Source organism: Actinomadura gamaensis (assembly GCF_042652125.1).
GTDB lineage: Bacteria > Actinomycetota > Actinomycetes > Streptosporangiales > Streptosporangiaceae > Spirillospora > Spirillospora gamaensis.
Map to the genome: position 1 here is coordinate 393,804 of NZ_JBHSIT010000007.1, position 22,577 is coordinate 416,380.

The 22,577-nt window shown below is 72.5% G+C and carries 17 protein-coding genes; 5 read left to right on the forward strand and 12 right to left on the reverse strand.

Annotated elements, in window-relative coordinates:
* Nucleotides 1–141 precede the first annotated feature (141 nt).
* The 3 genes from ACFPCY_RS24935 to ACFPCY_RS24945 are packed head-to-tail and all read right to left on the reverse strand — an operon-like array spanning nucleotide 142 to nucleotide 3,167.
* Nucleotides 142–1,440, reverse strand: coding sequence for a CpaF family protein (locus ACFPCY_RS24935; protein ID WP_378259013.1), 1,299 nt, complete (start codon nucleotides 1,438–1,440; stop codon nucleotides 142–144).
* Nucleotides 1,441–2,280, reverse strand: a complete 840-nt coding sequence (locus ACFPCY_RS24940) for a hypothetical protein (protein ID WP_378259014.1) — start codon at nucleotides 2,278–2,280, stop codon at nucleotides 1,441–1,443.
* A gap of 2 nt (nucleotides 2,281–2,282) precedes the next feature.
* On the reverse strand, nucleotides 2,283–3,167 hold the full coding sequence (locus ACFPCY_RS24945; protein ID WP_378259015.1) for a hypothetical protein: 885 nt from the start codon (nucleotides 3,165–3,167) through the stop codon (nucleotides 2,283–2,285).
* A 521-nt stretch (nucleotides 3,168–3,688) separates the two neighbouring features.
* Here ACFPCY_RS24945 and ACFPCY_RS24950 point away from each other — a divergent pair.
* A complete protein-coding gene (locus tag ACFPCY_RS24950; RefSeq protein WP_378259016.1) occupies nucleotides 3,689–8,461 on the forward strand; it encodes an FtsK/SpoIIIE domain-containing protein in 4,773 nt (1,590 codons plus the stop codon).
* A 200-nt stretch (nucleotides 8,462–8,661) separates the two neighbouring features.
* Here ACFPCY_RS24950 and ACFPCY_RS24955 read toward each other — a convergent pair whose 3' ends face one another.
* A complete protein-coding gene (locus ACFPCY_RS24955; protein WP_378259018.1) occupies nucleotides 8,662–9,069 on the reverse strand; it encodes a nuclear transport factor 2 family protein in 408 nt (135 codons plus the stop codon).
* 109 nt (nucleotides 9,070–9,178) lie between these two features.
* Here ACFPCY_RS24955 and ACFPCY_RS24960 point away from each other — a divergent pair, with 109 nt between their 5' ends.
* The gene (locus tag ACFPCY_RS24960) at nucleotides 9,179–9,532 is read left to right on the forward strand and encodes a YrdB family protein (protein ID WP_378259020.1); all 354 of its coding nucleotides are present in this window, start codon (nucleotides 9,179–9,181) and stop codon (nucleotides 9,530–9,532) included.
* Between the two features lie 37 nt (nucleotides 9,533–9,569).
* Here ACFPCY_RS24960 and ACFPCY_RS24965 read toward each other — a convergent pair whose 3' ends face one another.
* Nucleotides 9,570–10,718 carry a zinc-binding dehydrogenase gene (locus ACFPCY_RS24965; RefSeq protein ID WP_378259022.1) on the reverse strand — a complete coding sequence of 383 codons (1,149 nt, stop codon included), beginning with the start codon at nucleotides 10,716–10,718 and terminating at the stop codon, nucleotides 9,570–9,572.
* Between the two features lie 81 nt (nucleotides 10,719–10,799).
* On the opposite strand from ACFPCY_RS24965, the gene ACFPCY_RS24970 reads away from it, so the two are divergent.
* Nucleotides 10,800–11,825 (forward strand): LysR family transcriptional regulator, encoded by a 1,026-nt coding sequence (locus ACFPCY_RS24970; protein WP_378259025.1) that lies wholly within the window; start codon nucleotides 10,800–10,802, stop codon nucleotides 11,823–11,825.
* On the opposite strand, the gene ACFPCY_RS24975 is transcribed toward ACFPCY_RS24970, so the two are convergent.
* From ACFPCY_RS24975 to ACFPCY_RS25005, 7 genes are all read right to left on the reverse strand, one after another.
* Nucleotides 11,776–12,972 (reverse strand): MFS transporter, encoded by a 1,197-nt coding sequence (locus tag ACFPCY_RS24975; protein WP_378259027.1) that lies wholly within the window; start codon nucleotides 12,970–12,972, stop codon nucleotides 11,776–11,778. The genes ACFPCY_RS24970 and ACFPCY_RS24975 overlap by 50 nt on opposite strands.
* The gene (locus ACFPCY_RS24980) at nucleotides 12,969–13,592 is read right to left on the reverse strand and encodes a class I SAM-dependent methyltransferase (RefSeq protein ID WP_378259029.1); all 624 of its coding nucleotides are present in this window, start codon (nucleotides 13,590–13,592) and stop codon (nucleotides 12,969–12,971) included. The genes ACFPCY_RS24975 and ACFPCY_RS24980 overlap by 4 nt, the downstream gene beginning before the upstream one ends.
* Nucleotides 13,593–13,721: 129 nt before the next feature.
* Nucleotides 13,722–14,657, reverse strand: coding sequence for a MerR family transcriptional regulator (locus tag ACFPCY_RS24985; RefSeq protein WP_378259031.1), 936 nt, complete (start codon nucleotides 14,655–14,657; stop codon nucleotides 13,722–13,724).
* 650 nt (nucleotides 14,658–15,307) lie between these two features.
* On the reverse strand, nucleotides 15,308–17,494 hold the full coding sequence (locus tag ACFPCY_RS24990) for a hypothetical protein (RefSeq protein ID WP_378259033.1): 2,187 nt from the start codon (nucleotides 17,492–17,494) through the stop codon (nucleotides 15,308–15,310).
* On the reverse strand, nucleotides 17,494–17,733 hold the full coding sequence (locus tag ACFPCY_RS24995) for a hypothetical protein (RefSeq protein ID WP_378259035.1): 240 nt from the start codon (nucleotides 17,731–17,733) through the stop codon (nucleotides 17,494–17,496). Before ACFPCY_RS24995 ends, ACFPCY_RS24990 begins: the two co-directional genes overlap by 1 nt.
* A 302-nt stretch (nucleotides 17,734–18,035) precedes the next feature.
* A complete protein-coding gene (locus ACFPCY_RS25000; RefSeq protein ID WP_378259037.1) occupies nucleotides 18,036–18,308 on the reverse strand; it encodes a WXG100 family type VII secretion target in 273 nt (90 codons plus the stop codon).
* Between the two features lie 279 nt (nucleotides 18,309–18,587).
* Entirely contained in the window at nucleotides 18,588–19,358 is a 771-nt protein-coding gene (locus ACFPCY_RS25005; protein ID WP_378259039.1) for a hypothetical protein, read from the reverse strand.
* A gap of 152 nt (nucleotides 19,359–19,510) precedes the next feature.
* Here ACFPCY_RS25005 and ACFPCY_RS25010 point away from each other — a divergent pair, with 152 nt between their 5' ends.
* Together ACFPCY_RS25010 and ACFPCY_RS25015 are read left to right on the forward strand one after the other, a co-directional pair.
* The gene (locus tag ACFPCY_RS25010; RefSeq protein ID WP_378259041.1) at nucleotides 19,511–19,759 is read left to right on the forward strand and encodes a type B 50S ribosomal protein L31; all 249 of its coding nucleotides are present in this window, start codon (nucleotides 19,511–19,513) and stop codon (nucleotides 19,757–19,759) included.
* A gap of 590 nt (nucleotides 19,760–20,349) precedes the next feature.
* Complete coding sequence (locus ACFPCY_RS25015; RefSeq protein WP_378259043.1) at nucleotides 20,350–22,125, forward strand: acetyl/propionyl/methylcrotonyl-CoA carboxylase subunit alpha; 1,776 nt, start codon at nucleotides 20,350–20,352, stop codon at nucleotides 22,123–22,125.
* The last annotated feature ends 452 nt before the right edge of the window (nucleotides 22,126–22,577 follow it).

Below are 22,577 nucleotides of genomic sequence, written 5' to 3' on the forward strand. Positions count from 1 at the left end.
CACAAGGCCCGGCCGCCGCGCCCGCGCCGGAAGGCACGCTCGCGGGACCCCCGACGAAAGGCACGCTCGCGGGACCCGCGCCGGAAGGTACGGCCGCCCGGCCTGCGTCGGGCGGCGGGGGAAGTGGGGTTCGGAGCATGGTCACCAGCCTCCGGTCGCCGGGTCGTAGCCATGTTCGGCCAGCTCGGCGGCGCACGCGATGGGCGCGGCGGGGTGGGCCTGGCCGTCCGGGGCGAGGGCGAAGACCTCCGACGACAGGACGCGGCCGTCCACGCCGGTGACCTCGCGGACGGAGGCGATGTAGCGGCGCAGCCGGCCGCCGACGGCGTAGTCGTTGCGCTTCTCGATGAACACGACGAAGTCGATGGCGCCCGCGATGAGCATGTGGGTGGCCTCGACCGGGAGGCGCTCCTCGGACTGGATCGCGTAGGTCGCGATGCGGTTGAACACCTCCATGGACGAGTTGGCGTGGATGGTCGACAGCGAGCCGTCGTTGCCCTGGGACATCGCGTTCAGCATGGTGACGATCTCGTCGCCGAGGACCTCGCCGACGATCACCCGGGACGGGTTCATGCGCAGCGAGCGGCGGACGAGCTCGGCCATGGAGATCGCGCCCTGGCCCTCGGAGTTCGGCAGCCGCTGCTCGAACGCGACGACGTTCGGGTGGAGCTCGGGGAAGGCGTCCAGGCCGAGCTCCAGCGCGCGCTCGACGGTGATCAGGCGCTCGTGCTGCGGGATCTCGTTGGCGATCGCGCGCAGCAGGGTCGTCTTCCCGGCGTTCGTCGCCCCGGCGATCATGATGTTCTTGCGGGCGAGGACGGCGGCGCGCAGGAAGCGTCCGAGCTCGGGGGTGAACGTCCCGTTGCCGACCAGGTCGGACAGGAACACCTTGCCGAGCCGCGCGCGGCGGATCGACAGCGCGGGCCGGACGGTCACGTCCATCACGGCGGACAGCCGCGAGCCGTCCGGGAGGCGCAGGTCGAGCTGCGGGTTCGCGGTGTCGAAGGGGCGCGACGACAGTCCGGAGTAGGCGGCGAGGATCTGGATCAGCTCGACGAGCTCCTCGTCGGTCTCGGCGACCGGCTCGCCCATCACCTCGCGGCCGTCGGCGTAGCCGATGAACACGCGGTCGCAGCCGTTGACGTCGATGTTCTCGATCTCGGGGTCCTCCAGCAGCGGCTGGAGGCGGCCGACGCCGAACAGCGCCGCGTGCACGCCCGCCGCGAGCGCCTCCTCCTCCTCGGCGTTGGGCGGACGGCGTCCGGCGGTGATCTCGCCGCGCGCGAACTCCTCCAGGACCTGCGAGATCAGCGCGCGGGCGAACTGCCGCTCGTCCTCGCCGGACATCGGCGGCAGGCCGTTCGCGGCGTCCAGGCGGCGCTGCTGCGCGAGCCGGTCGCCGACCTCCTGGCGCAGCCGCTTGACGAGCGCGTGATCCATCTAGAACCTCCCCTCGGCGAGCATCGGCTCCGCCGCGGGGCCGCCGTCCACGCGGGCCGTCAGCGCGGTCGCGACCTCGCGGGCGGAGCGGATGAGCAGGGTGCGGTCGAGCCGTCCGCCCCACTGGCCGGACAGCAGCTCGGCGCCCTTCGGGTCGAGCGCGAGGCCGCCGAGGACGGAGACGGGCGGCGTGGGGACGCCGCCGCGCGCCTCCAGCCGCTGCCGGGTGCCGGTGAGGATGCGGTCCACCTCGGCGATGGACGCGCGGAAGTCGCGCGGGTCGGCGAGGACGACGACGCCGAGCGGCGGTCCGCCGCGCAGCTCGCCGGTCAGCGCGACGACGCGTTCGCGCAGGTGGGCGACCTGTTCGAGGGTGGCGCGAGTGAACAGGACGACCATGTCGGCCTCGCGCAGCAGCTCGTTCAGCGGGCTGCCCGCGCCGAGCCGTCCGCAGTCGGCGAGGACGTCCACCTCGCCGAGGCCGCGGAACGCGCGGGCGAGCGGGCTCCACAGCCAGGTCATCCCCTGCGCCTGCTCGGCGCTGGTGATGCCGACCAGGACGTCCAGGCCGCCGACGAGCCGCTGGCAGTGCTCGGCGATCTGGTCGGGGCGCAGCCCGCGGCGGGCCGTCGCGGCGAGGCTGAGCAGCCCGCGGGACGGGTTGAGCATGGCCGACCCGTCGGAGGTGGCGGGGTCGGCGGGCAGCCGGTACACCAGGTCCCCGCCCGCCTGGTCGCACTCGGCGACCAGCACCGGACGCGGCCAGACCGCGCCGAGCGCCACCGCGGCCGTCGTGACGCCCGGGGCCCCCTTGTCGGCGGCGAGCGCGATGAGGGCCACGGTCAGCCTCCGCCCGTGCCGGGCGAGTGCTTGGACTTGTCCGCCGGACGGCTCGGGCCGGTGCCGTTGGGCGTGTCGGGAGCCCCGGTCGGCGGCGTGCCGCCCGGCTGCGGCGGGACGTCGCCACCCTGCGGCTGCGTGCCGTCCGGGATCAGCGCGACCGCGACCAGCCCGCTCGACGCGGCCTGCGTGACCTGCGCGACCTCGTTCGGCGGGACGGCGACGTCCACGGCGACACTGTCACTGCCGAGGCGTCCGCTGCCGCCGGACGAGACGCCGATGACGATCGCGTCCGGCGCGAGGACCGTGCCCGCCCGCGCGGCCCCGCCGCCGTTGTTCCCGTTGCCGCCGTTGCCGCCGACCGCGTAGAGGCCGACGCGCTTGCCGGACTCCAGGCCCTTCGCCGGGAACTGGCCGGGCTTCAGCGACAGGCCGACGATCATGCGTCCCTGCGCGGCGCCGTTGGTGCGGCTGACCATGGAGTTGGTGAGCAGCGCGCCGCGCACGAGCGGCACCGCCGCGTACGTCTGGGCGACCTTGGCACGCTCCGACCAGGCGATGTACTCGATGCCCGTGTCGCCGACCTGGACCTCCTGCAGGGCCGACATCGGGATGCGCTGCCCGGCCGCGACCGGCTGCGCGATCCGGATCGCCGACACCCGCTGCCCGCTCGCCATCACCAGGTAGGCGCTGGCCAGCGCGCCGCCGAGGACGAGCAGCACGGCCAGCGCCGCGAGCGCCGGTTTGCGCTCGCGCGGCGCGCTCGGCAGCCGCTGCCCGCCCGCCGTGCCGAGCCCGGTGGCCCCGAGCCCGCCGCCCGCCGGGCTCGCCGCGAGCCCGCCCCGTCCGCTCGTCGCCCGCTGGTCGCTCTTCATGGCGGCAGCCACGTGCTCCTTTCGCGCCCGCCGGAATCTCGGATGTGGAGATCTCCGAATCGTCGGGCGATCCATGCTTGCGGGACGGGTGAGCCCTCGTCAATGGATTCGGGCAGCCGTACCCGTGCCGTGACCAAAGGACCGCAGGTGACCAGCCGTTTCGCTGATCACTTCGCGGCTTACCGTGGGTCACACCGGCCACTGACACCACCGAAACGGACACCCGTTAACGCCGATTTGTACGTTAATGACGGAACCCGCCGGTGGACGTGTCCGGATCGTTGGCACCACCCGCCCCGATCCCGTCGATCCATGCGGCCCGCCCGCGTCCACCGGGCCGGCGTCGGACCGGCTCGTTAGAGTGAGGCCGCAGCCGCCGCGGCACGCCGTCCCGGCCGCCCCGGCGGCACTGCGCAGCTCAAACGCGTGCAGGCTCGGACGCGTGCAGGCTCGGACGCGTGCAGGCTCGGACGCGTGCAAGCTCGGACGCGTGCAAGCTCGGACGCGTGCAGGCTCGGGACAGAGGGGCTCGGATGCGGATCTCGTTCACGGCGCTGACCCACGAGGGGCCCCGGGACGTCGTGGCGGAGGTGGACGACCGGGCGACCGTCGGCGGTGTCGCGCGGGCGCTCGCGGCGGGCGGCGACGGGCTCTGGGCGGACGGCCGGATGCTCGACCCGAAGGCCCCGGCCGCGCGCGAGCTGCGCGACGGCGCGGTGGTCGCCGTCGAGCGGCGCGCGGCGGCCGCGACCGACCTCGGCGAGCCGTCCGGGCTGGTCGAGGTGCGCGTGGTCGGCGGGCCGGCGGCGGGCCCGGTGCACCGGCTCGGGTTCGGCACGGTCACCGTCGGGTCGGGCGGACGCGCCGACCTCACGCTGGACGACCCGGCCGTCCCCGAGGTCTCGCTGCGCGTCACCGTCGGACGGGACGGCACGGAGGTCGAGCCGTCCGCGCACACGATCGGGCACGCCGTCCTGGACGGGGTGCCGCTCGACGGGAAGCGGCCCTGGCGGGTCGGGAGCGTGCTCGCCGTCGGGTCGAGCGTCCTGATGCTGGCGCCGAGCGCGCAGCCCGACACGCATCTCGAACCGCTTCCGGAGGGCGGTCTCGCGTTCAACCGTCCGCCGCGCCTGAAGCCGGCCGTGCGGAAGCGGAGCATCGAGGTTCCGAAGCGTCCGGAGCGGGATCCGAAGGAACGGCTGCGGCTGTTCGGCGCGCTGCTGTTCTCGGCGTTCGGCCTGGTCATGGCCGTCGCGTTGAAGCAGTGGTGGTGGGCGCTGTTCGCGCTCGCCTGGCCCGTGATGACGCTCGGCGAGTGGATCGGCGACCGGATGTACGGGCGCAAGTCCTACAAGAAGGCGCTGCGCGACTACGAGGAGCAGAGCGCGGCGTTCGGGGCGCGCCTGGCCGCGCTTCGCCAGGAGGACGAGCGCGAACGCCGCGAGGCCGACCCGGATCCGGCGGAGGTCCTGCTGACCGCGACCGGCCCGCGCCGCCGCCTCTGGGAGCGGCGCATGACCGACCCGGACGCGCTGCACCTGCGCATCGGCCTCGCCGACCTGCCCGCGCTCATCGAGATCCGCAGCGACGGCCCCTTGCCGGGACGTCCCTCGTCCAGCATGTCCGGCGGCCTCGCCACCAGCGCCCGCGACCCGCACAGCGCTCGCGGCGACCGCGGGAGGCGCGCGAGGCGCGATGGGCGCGCCGCACGCGATGGGCGCACGGCGGCGGGCAGGCGCGCGTCCCGAAAGGGCGAGGCGGGCGGCGCGCAGGACGGCACAGGCCGCCGATTCGCCGCAGGCGCGCTCGGCACCGGCGCAGGCGGTGGTGCAGGTGGTGCAGGTGACGCGCTCGGAGTGCCCGGTGTGTTCGGGCCGGGTGGCGCGGACGCGGCGGGTGGTGCGTTCGCGGTGGGCGGGGTGCTCGACATGGGCGGTGCCTCCGGGACGAGTGGTGTTCTGCGTCCCAGCGGCGCGGGGCTCGGCGCGGAGGCGGCCGGGGTGCCGATGGCGCATCTGGTTCCGGTCGCGTTGCCGCTGCCGGACGTCGGCGTGCTCGGCGTGACCGGTCCGCGCGCGGCGTCGCGCGGGCTCGCGCGGTGGCTGGTCGCGCAGGCGGCGGCCCTGCACAGCCCGCGTGACCTGGCGATCATCGTCCTCACGGCGGACGCGGAAGCGGGCGAGGAGTGGAACTGGGTGCGGTGGCTCCCGCACACGCGTCCGCGCGAGGGCGAGGAGTGCACGGCGCTCGTCGGGTCCGATCCGGAATCGCTCGCGCACCGTATTACCGAACTCGCGATCCGGGTGAGCGATCGGCGGCGCGCGGCGCAGGCCGCGCAGAGCTTCTTCGGGCAGGGCAAGCCACCCGAGGCGATCCCCTACAACATCCTCGTCGTGCTGGACGGCGCGCGCGCACTGCGCCGCCAGCCGGGCATGCCGATGCTGCTCGCGCGCGGCGCGGAGTACGGCATCCACGCGATCTGCGTGGACGACGAGGAGAGGCTGCTCCCCGAGGAGTGCGCGGTCGTCGCGGCGTTCGAGGAGGACGGTCCGGCCGTCCGGCTGCGCGGGCACGGCCTCGACGCGATCGGCCCGGTGCTCGCCGACCGGGTGCCGGTCGCGTGGGCCGAGCGCGTCGGGCGGGCGCTCGCGCCCGTCCGGGACGTGTCGCGCCAGGATTCCGACGACACCGTCCCCGCGAGCGCGCGCCTGCTCGACCTGATCGCGATGCCCGAGCCGGACGCCGACGCCGTCCTGCGGTCCTGGCAGCGGACCGGCGGGCGCGCCACCCGCGTCCCGATCGGCGTCGGCGCGGACGGCCCGTTCGCCGTGGACCTCCGCTACGACGGCCCGCACGGCCTGGTCGCCGGGACGACCGGCGCGGGCAAGTCCGAGCTGCTCCAGACGCTGATCGCGTCGCTCGCGGTCGCGAACCGCCCGGACGAGATGACGTTCGTCCTGATCGACTACAAGGGCGGCGCGGCGTTCGCCGACTGCGCGCGCCTCCCGCACACCGTCGGCATGGTCACCGACCTGGACGGGCACGCGACCGAGCGCGCCCTCGAATCGCTGTCGGCCGAGCTGCGGCGGCGCGAGGAGATCCTGCTCAACGCGGGCGCGAAGGACATCGACGACTACCAGGCGGACGGCAATGGCGGGCTGCCCCGGCTCGTCCTCGTGATCGACGAGTTCGCGGCGATGGTCGCGGAGCTGCCCGAGTTCGTCGCCGGGCTCGTCGACATCGGACGGCGCGGGCGGTCCCTCGGCGTCCATCTGATCCTCGCGACGCAGCGTCCGGCCGGGGTGGTGACGGCGGACATCCGCGCGAACACGAACCTGCGGATCGCGCTGCGCGTCACCGACCCGGACGAGTCGACCGACGTCCTCGACTCGCCGGAGGCCGCGCAGATCGGGAAGTCGACGCCGGGCCGCTGCTACGTGCGCTCCGGCGTGGACGAGGCGCGGCTCGTGCAGACCGCGCGCGTCGGCGGTCGGCGGCCCGCGCCGGGCGCGCCGCTCGGACGCGCCGACGTGCACACCGTGGGCTGGCAGGGTCTCGGGCGTCCGCTGCCGGGGCCGCGCGCGCCGCTGGACGACGCGTCCGGCGAGACGGTCACCGACCTGGCCGTCCTCGTGCGCGCGGTCGAGGACGCGGCGCGCCGGGCGGGGATCGGCCGGCAGCCGTCGCCGTGGCTCACTCCGCTGCCCGACCGGGTCCGGCTCGCGCCGCGCACGGCCGCCGGCGGATCGGTCGTGGACGTCCCGCCGATCCCGTTCGGGGTGACCGACCTGCCGTCCGTCCAGTCGCGCGAGCCGCTGGTCGCCGACCTGGTGAAGGGCGGCCACCTCTACCTCGCCGGGACGGCCCGGTCCGGCCGCTCGACGGCGCTGCGCACGTTCGCCGGGTCGCTCGCCGCCGCCTGCTCGCCGTTCGACGCGCACCTCTACGCGATCGACTGCGGCGCGGGCGCGCTGCTGCCGATGGTGTCGCTGCCGCACTGCGGCGCGGTCGTCACCCGCGACCAGCTCGACCGCTGCGAACGCCTCCTCACCGCGCTCGGCGCGGAGGTGTCGCGGCGGCAGCAACTCCTCGCCGAGGCGGGCTTCGCGTCCCTGTCGGAGCAGCGCGCGGCCGTCGCCGCCGCCGACCGGATGCCCTGGATGGTCCTGCTCCTCGACCGCTGGGAGGGCTTCGTCGGCGCGTTCGACTCCTACGACTACGGCCGCCTCGTGGACATGGTGCTGCGGCTGCTGCGCGAGGGCGCGGCGGTCGGGCTGCGCGCCGTCTTCACCGGCGACCGGACGGGCCTGACCGGCCAGGTCTCCACCGTGTTCGACCGGCGGCTGATCCTGCGGATGGCCGACCCGAACGACTACGGCTACGCGGGCCTGCAGGAACGCCAGGTCCCGGCGTCGATGCCGCCGGGCCGCGCGCTGGAGGTCGTCGCGCCGGGCGTCCCGCCGCGCGAGTCGCAGATCGGGCTGCTCGCGGACGACCCGTCCGGAACCGCCCAGGTCGCCGCGCTCCAGGACATCGCGCGCGCCGCCGTCACCCGCTACGGCCGCCTGCCGCGCCGCCAGCGTCCGCTGCACGTGGACGAGCTGCCGGTGCGCGCGACCTACCGGGAGGCGATGTCGCTCGAACCGGACTTCACGCCGCCGTCCGCGCTGTGGTCGCTGGTCGGCGTCGGCGGCGACACCCTCTCCCCGGTGGGCGCCGACCTGCTGAACGAGGGCCCCGGCTTCGTCGTCGCCGGACCGGCCCGCTCCGGCCGCTCCACGACGCTGCGGACGATGGCCGAGTCGCTGCTCGACCCCGCCGTCGCGGGCGGGCTCGTCCCGGTCGTCCTGGTGACGCCGCGCCGGTCGCCGCTGCGCATGCTCGCCGGCCGGCGCGGCGTCCTCGGCCTGCTCACCGCCGACGCGACCCCCGACGACCTGGAGGACGCGATCGGCGACGAGCACCGCTACGCCGTCGTCGTGGACGACGCCGAACTCCTCGACGAATCGGACCTCGACGACGCCCTGCGGGACGTCCTGCGCACCGCGCGGGACGGCGAGCACGCCCTGGTCATCGGCGGCACCACCGAGGACCTGAGCCGCGGTTACCGGGGGTTCATCGCCGACGCCCGCCGCTCCCGCACCGGCGTCCTGCTCTCCGTCGACTCCCCGGACGACGGCGACCTGTTCGGCCTCCGCCTCCCCCGCAACGCCTCCCTGGGGGGCCCGGTCGGCCGCGGCCTCTTCGTCCAGCCGGGGACGACGACCCAGATCCAGGTCGCCCTCCCACCCCCACTGAACGGCTGACGCTCCGCCAGACGCAGCGAGCAACGTACTCCGGCCAGGCCGCCTGCGGGTGGGTGGACCACGGGTGGCCGGGCCGCCTCCGGTTGGCCGGCCACGGGTGGTCGGAGCTACGGGCGGCCGGACCGCGGGTGGGTGGAGCTACGGGCGGCCGGGCCGCGGGTGGGTGGAGCTCCGGGCGGCCGGGCCGTGGGTAAGCGGAGCTACGGGCGGGTGGGCTGGGGGAACAGGACGCGGGCGGCGTGGCCGGTGTCGCAGTACTCGCGGACGGCGGCGATCTTGCCGTCCCGGACGGTGTAGACGCCGATGCAGCGGTTGTCGTACCGGTCGCCGCGGACGGTGTCGCCCCGGGCCGTCCATTCGGCGACGACCTGGTCGCCGTCCGCGACGACGCCGGTGAGGACGATCTCGGGCGGCGCCGCGAAGGCGCCCGCGGTGACGCCGCCGAGGAAGTCGTTGACGATGGCGTCGCGTCCCTTCCAGGTGCCGCTGATCGGGGTGTCGCCGGGGTAGGTCCAGGTGGCGTCGTCGGCGAAGCTGTCGACGATCGTCGCCAGGTCGCCGGCGGCGACGGCCTCGACGTAGCGGATGACGATCTCCTTGGGGGTCATGGTCGTTCCCCTGCCTTTCTGAGAGCACTGCTCTTGACTGTGATCAATGTTCGCGAGAGCATTGCTCTCGCTAGGACGAAAGTTCACTTCTCGGACGTCGGAGGTCCGCATGCTCGCCGCCGCCAAGGGCGCCAACCTGGCGCTGATGTTCTTCCTGGAGCTCGGCGTGCTGATCTCCGTCGGCTACTGGGGTTTCACGCTCGGCTCGAACTGGGGTGTCCGGATCCTCGCCGGGCTCGGCGCGCCCGTCCTGATGGGGACGCTCTGGGGACTGTTCGCGGCGGGCGGCGGCAAGAACGCCACCTACGCGCTGACCGGCCCCTTCCGCGCCGCCTTCGAGATCGCCTGGTTCGGCGTCGGGGCGCTGGCGCTGTACGCGTCCGTCGCCCTGACCCCGGCCGTGATCTTCGCCGCCGCTTACGCCGCCAACGCGGTGCTGCGGCTCGCGTGGAAGCAGAGCTGACACGCGTGCGATGCGGCGCGTTCCGGCCCGGCCCGGGTCACTCCGGTGACCGGGCCGTCCCCGCGTCCGAAGCCGCACGGTCCGCCGCGTCCGAAGTCGCACGGTCCGCTGGGGCCGAAGTCGCACGGTCCGCTGGGTCGGAAGTCGCACGGTCCGCTGGGTCGGAAGTCGCACGGTCCGCCGCGTTCTGGGACGAGCGATCTGCTGCGTCTGGGAGCGTGTGAGCCGCGGAGGTCAGGGTGAGGACGGCGTTACCGCGGATTCGGCGGTCGCGGAGGTCGGCGAGGACGGAAGCGGTGTCAGCCCAGTCGGCGACGCGTCCGATCTCGGGATGAAGCCGACCGGACGCGACGAGGCGGACGAGCGTGGCGAGGTCCGTGCCGTCCGGGATGTCGGAGTCGGCGTAGTGGAAGTGCCGGATCGTCCCGGACTCCGGTCCGTCGAAGAAGCTGAAGAAGTCGAGGGTGACGGGCGTGCGGCTGGCCTGCCCGAACCAGATGAGCGTCCCGCGCGGAGCCAGCTTCGCGAGCGCGGCCGGCAGGTTCGCGCCGCCGGTCGACTCCAGCACGAGGTCGAACGGGCCGTCCGCCGACGCCACGTCCGGGACGACGCGCGCGCCCAGCTCACCCAGCCGCTCGCCGCGCCGGGACACCGCCGTGACGTCCGCGCCGGCCGCCGTCGCCAGCTCGGTGAAGTAGTGCCCCACCCCGCCGGACGCCCCGGTCAGCAGCAACCGCAGCCCCGCCACGGCACCGGCCGCGCGCAGCAGCCGCAGCGCCGTCAACCCCGCCAGCGGCAGCGCGGCGGCCGTCTCCGCCGGCACCGAGCCGGGCAGCTCGGCCAGCGCGTCCGTCCGGACGGCGACGCGCTCCGCCCAGCCCGCGGCCGGCGGATGGCCGACCACGCGAGCTCCGGCGCGCGGGCCGGAGCCGTCCGCCGCCGCCCGGACGACCCGTCCGGCGACGTCCTTGCCGGGCAGCCAGGCCGTGCCGGCCTCCAGCTTGAAGATCTCGCCCCGGTTCACCGAGAACGCCTCGACCTCGACCACCGCCTCGTCCGGACGCGGGTCCGGCTCGGCGCGCTCGGCCGGGACGACCAGCTCGTCCCGGCGTTCGGTCGGCTGCAACGCCTTCACGATCGACTCCTCCCACTCGTCCGCCGCCCCTTCCGGGCCGGCCGTGGTCACAGTCCACCGCCCGGGGCGGTCGCGCGGCCAACAGCCACCGGTCGAGCTTGACAACCGTCGGTTGTCGGACAAGGTGGACACGTGGATCTGGACCTCGCACAGGTGCGCGCCTTCGTCACCACCGCCGACACCCGCCACTTCGGCCACGCCGCCGCCGACCTCGGCCTCACCCAGCAGGCGCTCTCCAAGCGGATCGCCCGCCTGGAGTCGCTGCTCGGCACCCGCCTGCTCGAACGCGGCCACGGCGCCGTCGAACCGACCCCGGCCGGGCACCGCTTCCTTGCCGCCGCCCGCCGCGCCCTGGCCGCCGCCGACGCCGCCGTCTCCGCCGTCCGCGACGACGCGGGCCCCCTGCGCGTGGACGTCTGGGGCCACCTTTACGACCCGTCCCGCACCCTGAGCGAAATCCTCGACCCCCCGCCCGACCAGCCGAACCACACTGAAGATCTCCCTGCCGTGGAGCTGGGGCGTGCTCGGGACCTGCCCGCCGTGGTGGCCGCGTTGTTGCGGGGAGAGATCGACGCCGCGTTCGGCCGCGTCCATCGGACGGGCCTGCCGCGCGAGGACGAGCTGGCGCACCGGATCGTCCGCCTGGAGCCGGTGGACGCCCTGCTCGGCGATCGCCATCCGCTCAGCGGCGCGGAGCAGCTCCGTCCGGCAGACCTGCGCGGCTCTCGCCTGCTGTTCCCCGCCGCCGCGCACCGCCTCGACTTCCTGCGCCACTTCGCCGAGGACTTCGGCATCGAGGGACGCGTCGAAGCCGTCAACCTCGGCGCCGGGCACCTCCTCACCGAACTCCGCGACACGCCCGACACCTTCACGCTCTTCCCCGCGGACGCCCGCCTTCCGGACATCCCCGGCGTCCGCTCCGTGCCACTGATCGATCCGGTCCCGCTGTACGCGTGGTCCCTCATCTGGAACCCTGCCGCCGCGCACCCGCGCCTCCGCGACCTGCTCCAGGCCCTGGCCGCCAAAGCCCGAACCCGCCGCTGGCTCGAATACGTCCCGTCCCGCGACTGGCTCCCCGCCGAAGACGCCGACCGCGCGAGGACGCCCCTCACAGCGGAGGCGGCGGGAGACGCCGCAAGACCAGCACCCATCCGATGAGGACCGTGCCCGCGGCGCACACCCCCGCCGCGACGAACACCGGACGCGGGTCGTTCCCGAACGCGTGGCTCGCGACGCCCGCGAGCGCCGCGCCGAGGGGTGTGACCGCGATGACCAGCGAGCGGATCGCCGTCGTGACGCGTCCCATCAGCTCGCGCGGGATCCACGCCTGCCGCGCGCTCCGGTTCACGACGCTCGCGACCGTGACGGCCGCGCCCTGGACGGCGTTCGCGGCCACCAGTCCCCGCGCGTCCGAGACCATCCCCATCGCGGCCAGGGCCGTCCCGACTCCGACGATGCCGACGGTCACCGCACCCATCGCGCCCAGCCACCGCGCGATCGATCCGGCCGTCATCGCCCCGACGACACCGCCCACTCCATCCGCCGCCACCAACGCCGCGATCGCGTGCATGGGCAGGCCGAGCGTCACGCGTCCCAGATAGACGATGAGGGTGTCCACCGCGAGGCACAGGTTCACCACGACCTGAACCGCCGTCACGGCCATCAGCGGACGGCACGTGCCCAGAAACCGCATCCCTTCGAGGATCCCGCGAACGAACCCGGCACCTGCACCCTGACGTTCGAAGTTGTTCGTTCGGACACGGGCAACCGCGAACAAGGACACGCACGAGAACACGAACGTCGCGGCGTTCAGCAGCAGCGCCGTCTCGACGCCCGCCGTCGCCGCGAGGAAGGCGACGACCGCCGGCCCGCCGACGACGGCGAGCTGCGCGGACGTCTCCATGACCGCGTTCGCGCGCAGCAGCCCCTCGTTAGCGAACAGATCCTTGAGGGACACGCCGAGCGCGGCGTCGAAGAAGACCGTCGCGATCCCCGCCACGAAGGCCAGCCCCAGCACGACCGGCAAGGACGCCGCGCCCGTCCAGGCCATCACCGGCAACGCCGCGAAGACCACCGCACGCACGACATCCGCCGCGACCAGGACAGTCCAGGCGTTCCAGCGATCCACGAGCGCGCCCGCCGGCACGCCGACCAGCAGGTACCCGACCCCGCGCGGCGCGGCGGCCAGGCCCGCAAGCAGCGGGTCGCGGGTCAGGCGCAGCACCAGCAGCGGGACGGCCAGCAGCGCCAGCCCGTCCCCCAGCAGCGACACCGCCTGCCCGCCGAGGAAGACCCGCCGTCTCATTCCGGACGGACGGCCACGACCCGAAAACTCACCCCCAACCGGGCGCGCGCGACGAACTCGATCCGGAACCCGGCCCCGCGCAGCAGGGGACGCGGGTCACGGGTCAGATGATCGGCCGAGAACCGGACGGCCAAAGGTTCGACCAATCGCATCAATGCTCGAACGAACACGTTGGACGACGGACCGTGCTCCGCGAGCACGAACCGTCCACCCGGACGAAGCACCCTGAACGCCTCGCGGACGGCGGCGTCCGCATCGGGAATCGAGCACAGCGTGAACGTCGAGACGACCGTGTCCGCGCAGCCGTCCCGAAGGTCGAGACGCTGCACGTCCCCCTGCCTGAGCTCGATCCGGTCACCGAGCTTCTCGTCCTCCGCCCGCCGCCGGGCGATCGCGAGCATCCGCTCCGACAGATCGATCCCGATGACCGAAACGACCGCCTCGGGATAGAGCGGCAGGTTGAGGCCCGTCCCGACCGCGATCTCCACGACCCGTCCGGACGCGCGCCCGGTCACCCACGTCCGGCTGCCCGGAAACAGCATCCGCTCACAGATCGCCATCTGCCGGTCGTACCGTTCGGCGATGGTGTCGAACACCTGCAGCACGCGCTCGTTGCTCACGGTCGTTCACCTCCGCGCCCGGCGCTCGCGGGCTCCGCCCCGATCGTCCTCCCGGAACCATCCCGGCGCACCACCGAACCTTCGCCCGCGCCCGGAACCGACGACCACCCGGACCGAAGGCGGAGCCGGTCAGCCGTCCAGATGAGCCCGCAGCGCGGCGACGAACCAGTCGAACACCGGCGCCATGTCGGGCTGCGCCGGCCACCCGTTGATCTTCCCGAGCAGCGCCCAGTACCGCGCGGCCCGCGGGTCGTTCGCCGTCTCCACCCGCCGCAGGACGTCCCGCCGGTACCGGGCCGAGTCCTCAGCACCGAACGTCTCGGCATACCGCTGGACCAGGACGTCGACCACCCGCCCGGCCTCCGCCGAATCCGGCGAGACACCGGCCTCCCGGGCCGCGGTCACCTTCTCGACGACCACCTGCGTCAGCTCGTGATGCAACTCGGCCTCGGCCCGGCCCGCCTGCTCGGCCTGATGCTCGGCCATCCGCCGCACCGACGCCCGGAAATCACCGTCCCGCACGAGATCGGCCAGCTCGATCCACGCCTCGACCTGCTCCGGTTCCGGATCGTCCGGAAGCTCCGGCATGGCCGACCGCATCATCGCGACGAACGCCGGATTGGCGTCCAGCCCACCGAACGTCGCGTCGATGAACTCATGGACGATCGCGTTCCGCTCCTCCGCCGACAACCGCGCCAGCTCGTTCACGATCTTCAACTCCTCAGGGTCGGTTCCGCGCCTGGCCACCGCCCGCAGCACCGCACGCCGCAACCGCAACGTCCGGATCTGCGCGTCCAGCGCCTCCGCGTGCACCGCCGCGATCTCCGGCAACGTCACGCCCCGCTCCAGCAATCGCCGGACGGTCGGCAGATCGACGTCGAGATCCCGCAGCGTCCGCACCAGCTCCAACCGAGCCAGCGCCCGCACGTCGTAGAGCCGGTGACCGGCATGACTACGTCCGGCAGGCGGCACCAGCCCCTCATCCGAGTAGAACCGCACGGTCTTCACCGAAACCCCGGCCCGCCGCGCCAACTCCCCGATCGAGAACACCAGCCCCTCTGCCATGCCCCAACCCTGCAACCTCCCCCTACTGGAGCCGCAACCCCACCTCCCCGCCGCGATCCGGCCCCGCCCTCACCTAGGCCGAGGCGTGCACCGATGAATCTCCCCGAACCGCCGCTCCGCGATCCGCATGAACGCCACCATGTCCCCCACCGCATCCCGCCCCTTCACCACCGCCGCAACGTCAGTCCGAATCCATGGATTCTTGTCGCCACAACGGAAAGCGACAATAGCATAATTCGGACGTCCAGCTATTCCCCCCAAAGGAAGAAGCTTGATCACGCCAACACCCAGGGCGTCCGGAAGTTCATGCACTCCACTTGAACGCGCACCAGCGCGCTGCGATTGCACAGCGTTTTTCGCACCGCTATATGACCAGCGGAGACCGAGTAGAGCATCCCCGTCGTCAGTGACCGCGAGACACAGCCCATTTCCGTCCTGACCACCATCCCAGGACGACTTGAGCGCCCCATGCATACCCGTCACCAAAAGAAGCGATCGCTCCGACACCAGGTCACACACATATGGGGGCGTGTCAACGACCGGAGAAGGTGCAGGCATCGGCCGACCCTCCAGACCATGACCTTTGGAGCACCCTCCCAATGCCACGATCACGACGGATACGGCGGAGAGTTTGATCCAGCGCATATTCATCATCCAGAAGAACTGGGAGGCAGGTGCTGACCATCGCCGTCCGCATAATGTCGAGAAACTTCCATTACTCCCTGTTGAACGGTGGACTGAGTAACTACATCGAAGCGGTCAACATGCACTTCTTCATTCGCCCAATTCAAGAACGCCCGTAGATCATCTGTACTCAGCGAGTCCAACGGCTTGATCCCAGCTTGAGATCCTTCAACCGCAAAGGAACGTCCTCGCAGGCCCGCGTTCGAAAATCGTCCACGCGCAGCCATGGATGAGGCGATCATTTGGGCGAAGAGGCGTTGGACGGCTTCCGTGTTGGTCTTGGGCGTGAGGATGGCGGGGTCGGGTTTCTCGGCCAGGCGTTGGGTTATCCAGTCCTTCAGGACACCCATGACCTTGTCCGTGAGCTTGCCGCTCATGTCTTGGCCTTTGGGAATCTTTTCGGCTGCTCGTCCGTAGACCGACGCGATCGGGATGAGACCGACCAGTTGGTCGACGTACCTACGGAGTTCCTCGTTGGACACCTCCAGGCGGTCGGTCTCCGCTTGGACGGTGCGGGTTCGGGCTTCGAGGAGGCGGCCGAACATCCAGCCCTCGCTGGGAAGGGCGTCCTCCAGGTTGCGGGTGAGGTCGCCGTCCTTGGCGACGGCGTTGTCCACGGCGAGGCGGGCGTGGGCCATCTCCCCCTTGAGAAGGGTGTCGTAGGAGCCGGCGTCCCGGCAGACGTCCAGGAGGACGTAGTCGAGGTCGCCGTTTTCCAGGCCCGAGTCGTCCGGTGTGGTCGTGTAGTGGAAGTAGCGGTAAATGGAATGCAGCCGGTCGATGTGCTTGGCCAGGATTTCGGCCATGGCCGGACGCAGGGCGGAGAGGTCGTCGGCCCCTGACTTGTCGACGGTCATCTTTTGCTGGCCGACGTCCGGCTTGAAGTAAGTGCGCGCGTTGTCGGCGACTGCTTTGGCCGCTTGCAGGGCGATGGCGGTTGAGGTGGTGTCTTGGCCTGTGGCGGCGGTGCGGAGGGCTTCGGCCAGGGATTTGCCGTGGTCGGTTCTGCCCCAGTCTTCGCGGAGGTCGTGCATGAGGTAGTAGAGGTTGGAGTCTTTCTTTAGGGCGGTGTCCTTGGGGGTGAAGGGGCCGTGCCAACCGGTCAGGAGGGTCTGGGCGGCGTCTCGGCCGGAGTGGGCGGCGGTTTCGAGGAGCGGGGAGAGGATTTCCCGTTGCGGGTAGGCGTCGTGGCGGCCGAGCAGGCCGCCCGGTTCGCGGACGACCTTGGTGACTCCCGGGTCCAGGGCGTTTCCCAGGTGGAAGTGGCCGCTCAGGTCGGTCACTACGGCCGGAGAGTTCTTTCGCTGCTCCCGGTTGTAGGCGATCATGTCCTGGCCCACGACTCGGAAGAAGGCCGGAGAGAATCTCGCGGTGCCGGAAGAACCGAGGATGGTGCTCAGGGACTGGTAGCCGTCCACGCGGCTGCCCGGCGGGGCGTCCGGTGGGAAATGGGAGCGGCCGACGTCGCGTAGTTGGGTCAGGAAATGGTCGCCCAGGTAGCCCTTGGACTGCGGGTCGGTGGTGAGGGCCAGCGAGCGGGCCAGGAAGGCCAGGATCGTGCGGGCTTTCGCGGCGTCGGCGTTGATTCGGGAGTCGGGGACGACGTGGAGGCTTCCGTCGGCCGGTTCCAGGTTGGTGTCGCCGGCCAGCTGTCCGGCGAGCGTGATGGGAAGGCGGACCAGGTCGTTCGGCCCCAGGGACGTCATCAACGCCCGGGCGAAGGCGGGCGTCACGTCCTCGGGACGGATGCGGTCCAGTTCGTCCCAGGCGGAGCGGTCGCCGGCGGCGGCCCGGCGTAGCGCGTCGGCCACGCGGGCGCCTTCGAGGTGGGAGACCTGGTCGGTGAAGCGGTCCGGGAGGGTGAGGTAGGTGCCGTCCGGCGTGCACAGTTTCATGCCGATGCGTTCGCGGTCCATGTCGTGCGCGAGGAGGCTGCGGCGGCGCAGGTCGGACGCGGCGTCGGCGGCCCAGGCGGCGAGGCGGCGGATCTCCAGGGCCGGGGCGGTGGAGACGCCCGCGGCGTTCAGGGTCTGCCAGAGCTGGTCGGCCAGGGTGGCGAGGGCGGGCGCGGCGCGCGTCATCTGGCGGGTCATGTGCTCGAACTCGTCCAGCTTGACGCCGCAGGTGTCGGGGCTGAGCCAGGCGTCGCCCATCAGAGGACCGGCGCGTTCGACTTGTCGCGGAGCAGCTGGACGGCCCTGGCGAGTTGCGCCTGGAGGCGGCGTTCGGCGTCCTCCAGGCGGGACGCGAAGGCGCCCGCGGACGAGCCGCCGACCCAGGCGTGGTCGGCCATGGCCTGGCGCGGCCCGGACAGCAGGCGCCAGTGCTCGTCCGAGAGGCTCTGCACCCGGCCGAGGAGCAGTCGGAGCTCCAGCGCGTCAGGTCCGCTCATCGTCACCCTCCGTCGTCACGGATCGACTGTGGCACGGCTGCGCGCGCCTGCGACGGTCCGTTCCTGGATCGTGACCGTGTGTCAGCGGTCGCGTCCGGCGAACTTCGCGGAACGGACGGGAGCGGGGTGTTGTGGTGAGCGCGGGGTGTGGGGTGTGCGGCGTGTGGCGGGCGCGGGGTTCGCCGTCGGATGCGGGGTTCGCCGGGCGGGCGGGGGTTCGCCGGCGGACGCGGGGTGGGTGGTGGGCGCGGGTCCCGACCTCGGGGGGATGGGTCGGGACCCGCGGTCTCGGGGGGCCGCGGTCAGCGGGTGGCGGCCTCGATGTTCTGCTGGGAGCGCTTGATGTCCTGGCTGCCCTGCTCCAGCGCGAGCGCCATCTTGTCGAAGGCGGTCTTCGCCTCGGCCCACGCGGTGCGGAAGCGGTCGGCGCCCGGGCCCCACCAGATCTCGGTGCTGCTGACGGTGCGGCCGTTCAGGTCCTTGATGAGGGCGTCGAGGTTTCGGGAGTGCTTGCTGAACATCCGGGACAGGTCTTCGAGTGCCCCGATGCTGGCGCCGCGCTTGTCACCGCTCATGCTTCGACCCTTTCGTCGCTGGTTGCGATCGCTGGACCACGCCGGGCGGTTCGCCGCCGCGCCGTGGAGCGTTCTCCGGGCCCCGAAGAATATGCCCGCCAGCCTACGCCCCACCGATCACAGGAAGCCAGACGCACAACGGTGTTCCCGCGCCGTTTGGCCCCCATTCCCGCCGGCTTGCACTGGCCGGAACCGGCCAGCCCGCCATATCCGGTCACCGATTCCCCGCATTCTGACCGGCCTTTTGACGTCCGGCATGGGCGGACGAAAGGTGATTGATCAGAAGGAGGGCGGAGTGAGCGTGATCGGTGGAATGACCGGTACCGGCGGTGGCGGCGTCGTCGGCGAGGTGGACGGCGTCACCGGGCCGGACGGCGTTTCGGACGGGCTCGCCGGCGTTCCGGACGGGCTCGGCGTCGTCGGGGACGGCGTGGGGCTCGGCGTCCGCGGAGTCGTCGGGCGAGGTTCCGGCGTCTCGGGCTCGGGCGGCGTCGTGGTCTCCGGCGGCGTCGGCTCGTCGGACGGGGGGTCCGGGTCGTTGACGGGGTGCGCGCCGGGATCGGTCACGCGCTCCCCGACCAGGACGAGCTGTTCGCCCTTCCGCACGAACTCGAACCGGCGCCGGACCGACTGCTCGATCCGTCCGCCCCCGTAGCTGAGGTCGGTGTGCTCGGTCACGTCGAGCGTGATGTGATCACCGCGCCGGACGGCGCGGTCGGCGGACAGGCGGGTGCGCGCGGCGACGTAGGCGGGGCCGCCGGGGACGGGCGCGCGGTTGCGGTTGGCCAGCTCGCGGACGGCGCGCTGCTGGTCCTCGGCCAGGTCAGGGGCGATCTTGACGCCGAGGACCTCGGTCGGGGGACGCCGGTCCTGGCGGCGCCGCTCGACGAGCGCCTGCGAGCGGAAGTCCAGCAGGGCGCTCGCGGCGACGGTCAGCTGGCGCCTGGTGTCGGCGTCCACGGACGGACGGTTGGGACGCCCCGAGGAGGGCACCACGACACAGCAGGCCAGCGCGGTCACCAGGACCGCTCGCGACCAGTGCCGAACCATGCGACTCCCTGCGAAACTCCGCGGATCCCCGCAGAAGATACACCGGTTGATCACATCGCCGGGAGGCCCCTTTCGGGTAGGGGGAATGAAAACCATTGCCGGTCGGTTCTACCCGGTGTCCGCGCCGACCACCGCCAGTCTTGGAGGAGATCATGAAGCCGAGCATCCACCCCGAGTACCGGCCGGTCGTGTTCCGCGATCGCGGCGCCGACTTCGCGTTCCTGACGCGCTCCACGGTCGAGTCGTCCCGGACCGTGGTCTGGGAGGACGGCAACACCTACCCGGTCGTGGACGTCGACGTCTCCTCGGCGAGCCACCCCTTCTACACGGGGCGCAGCCGCCTGGTCGACTCGACCGGCGCCGTCGAGAAGTTCAACCGCCGCTACAGCCGCAAGTCCTGACGCGCTTCCCGCGCACGGGCCGCCCACAGGCCCGTTCCCGAAAGCCCCCGGCGCGACCCACCCCGTCCGCGCCGGGGGCTTTCCCCATGCCCGCCCAGGCGTCCGGCACCCCGCCCGCTCCTCCGCCCACGCACCTTCGCCCCTTCCCGTCGCCCCTGCGCGGTTCCTGTCCCCGTCCCCGTTCACGGATGCCTTCAATGGATAGCGGCTTGAAGCTGAGCTCTTTCGCGGGTCGGGGTTCTGCGAGGTTGGCTTTCGGGACGGCTGTTTCGGAGGGGGAGGGCCCCTGTCACTGGCCACACTCTTTGCACTCCGCTCCCCCTGCACCGAATCGGGGTCGCGGTGCTGGGCACCCCGGAGTGAGTGAGCGTTCACCCCACTCTCGCAGGCCACACACCCCGTCAGTGAGTACTCACCCACCCAGAGTAAGTGTTCACTCACCCCTAAACCGCGGCGATGATCCATCCGGTTGGCACGCGAGGAGCGTCCGAGGGAGATCCTTGCTCGTATCCCGATAAGGAGGGGCTTACGTAGGCGGGCTCACCGCACTTATCTAGACTGCGCGGTGCGAGTCGAGGGAGGAGACCCACGTGCGCAAGGTCCTGATCGCCAACCGCGGGGAGATCGCGGTCCGTATTGCCCGCGCTTGCCGTGACGCCGGGTTGACCAGTGTCGCGGTGTACGCCGAGCCGGACTTGGACGCGTTGCACGTTCGGGTGGCGGACGAGGCGTACGCGCTGGGCGGCACGACCGCCGCCGAGTCCTACCTGGACATCGAGAAGCTGCTGAAGATCGCGTCCGAGTCCGGCGCGGACGCCGTCCACCCGGGTTACGGGTTCCTGGCGGAGAACGCCGATTTCGCCGCCGCGGTCGAGAACGCCGGGCTGACCTGGATCGGGCCGCCCCCGGCGGCGATCACGGCGCTCGGCGACAAGGTCCAGGCCCGGCACATCGCGCAGAAGGTCGGCGCGCCGCTGGTCGCGGGCACCAAGGACCCGGTGTCCGGCGCGGACGAGGTCATCGCGTTCGCCGAGGAGCACGGCCTGCCGATCGCGATCAAGGCGGCCTTCGGCGGCGGCGGACGCGGCCTGAAGGTCGCCCGCGAGCTGGGCGAGGTCGCCGAACTGTACGAGTCGGCCGTCCGCGAGGCGATCGGCGCCTTCGGACGCGGCGAGTGCTTCGTCGAGCGCTACCTGGACAAGCCCCGGCACGTCGAGACCCAGTGCCTGGCGGACAAGCACGGCAACGTCGTCGTCGTGTCCACGCGCGACTGCTCGCTCCAGCGCCGCCATCAGAAGCTCGTCGAGGAGGCTCCGGCCCCCTACCTGACCGACGCGCAGATGGAGCTGCTGTACAAGTCGTCCAAGGCGATCCTGCGCGAGGCGGGATACGTCGGCGCAGGCACCTGCGAGTTCCTCGTCGGGCAGGACGGCACGATCTCGTTCCTCGAGGTCAACACCCGCCTCCAGGTCGAGCACCCCGTCACCGAGGAGGTCTCCGGGATCGACCTCGTCCGCGAGATGTTCCGCATCGCGGACGGCGAGGAGCTCGGCTACGACGATCCGGAACTGCGCGGCCACTCGATCGAGTTCCGCCTCAACGCCGAGGACGCGGGCCGCAACTTCCTGCCCGCCGTCGGGACGCTGACGGACTGGCAGCCGCCGTCCGGCCCGGGCGTCCGCCTCGACTCCGGCTATGTGAAGGGGCAGACCGTCCCGCAGCAGTTCGACTCGCTGATCGCCAAGCTGGTCGTGACCGGCGCGACCCGCCGCCAGGCCGTCGAGCGGGCGCGCCGCGCGCTGGACGAGTTCGTCGTGGACGGCATGCCGACCGTCCTGCCGTTCCACCGCCGCGTCCTGGACGACCCGGCGTTCGTCCCGGCGGACGACACCGCGCCGTTCACCGTCCACACCCGCTGGATCGAGACCGAGTTCGACAACGACATCGCGCCGTTCGCCGCCCCGGTCGCCGCCGAGGACGACGAGGCCGACCGCTCCCGCGAGACCGTCACCGTCGAGGTGGGCGGCAAGCGCATCGAGGTGACGCTGCCGTCCGCGCTGGGCGTCTCCACCGCCCCCGCGGCCAAGGCGTCCTCCCCGGCCCGCCGGCGCGGCGCCAAGAAGGGCGGTGCCGCCGCCCAGGCGTCCGGCGACGCCCTCGTCTCCCCCATGCAGGGCACCATCGTCAAGATCGTCGCCGAGGACGGCGCGACCGTCGCCGCCGGCGACACCGTGGTCGTCCTCGAGGCCATGAAGATGGAGCAGCCGCTGACCGCGCACAAGGCCGGCACCGTGACGGGCCTCTCCGCCACCGTGGGCCAGACCGTCTCCAGCGGCGCCGCCATCTGCGAGATCAAGGACTCCTGACCTCCCGTCCCCGGGTCTGGGTGCGCGGCTTCCCATCCCTCGCCGCGCACCCAGGACCGCGGAACTTCAAGCAAGCGCTTCAGGACGTCCACTTCTGCGCGCCCTCACGTGCGCACACGTCCCCGCATCCATCCCGCAGGCAGATCTCGCACCGGACCCATACGCACGTCTCGGCAGCCGACCGTCGCGTTTAGGGCGTCGGCGCGAACTCCCCCTACGCGCGGTGCCACGCGCATCTTCCAGCCCACGTCATTCTGCGCCTCCCCCATGAGTCGGCTGCGTGACGTCGGCTTCGGACGCGTCCTTCCTGCACGTTCCGCCTCACGCACGTCTTGTGCGCGCCCACGCCCGCGCGCACACCCTTCGTGAGGGCGCCTTTCGCTCCGCGCGCACCCTTCGTGCGCGCTCGGTCCCACGCGCACGCCCCACTGTGTCTCGCTGGCCGCGTCGCC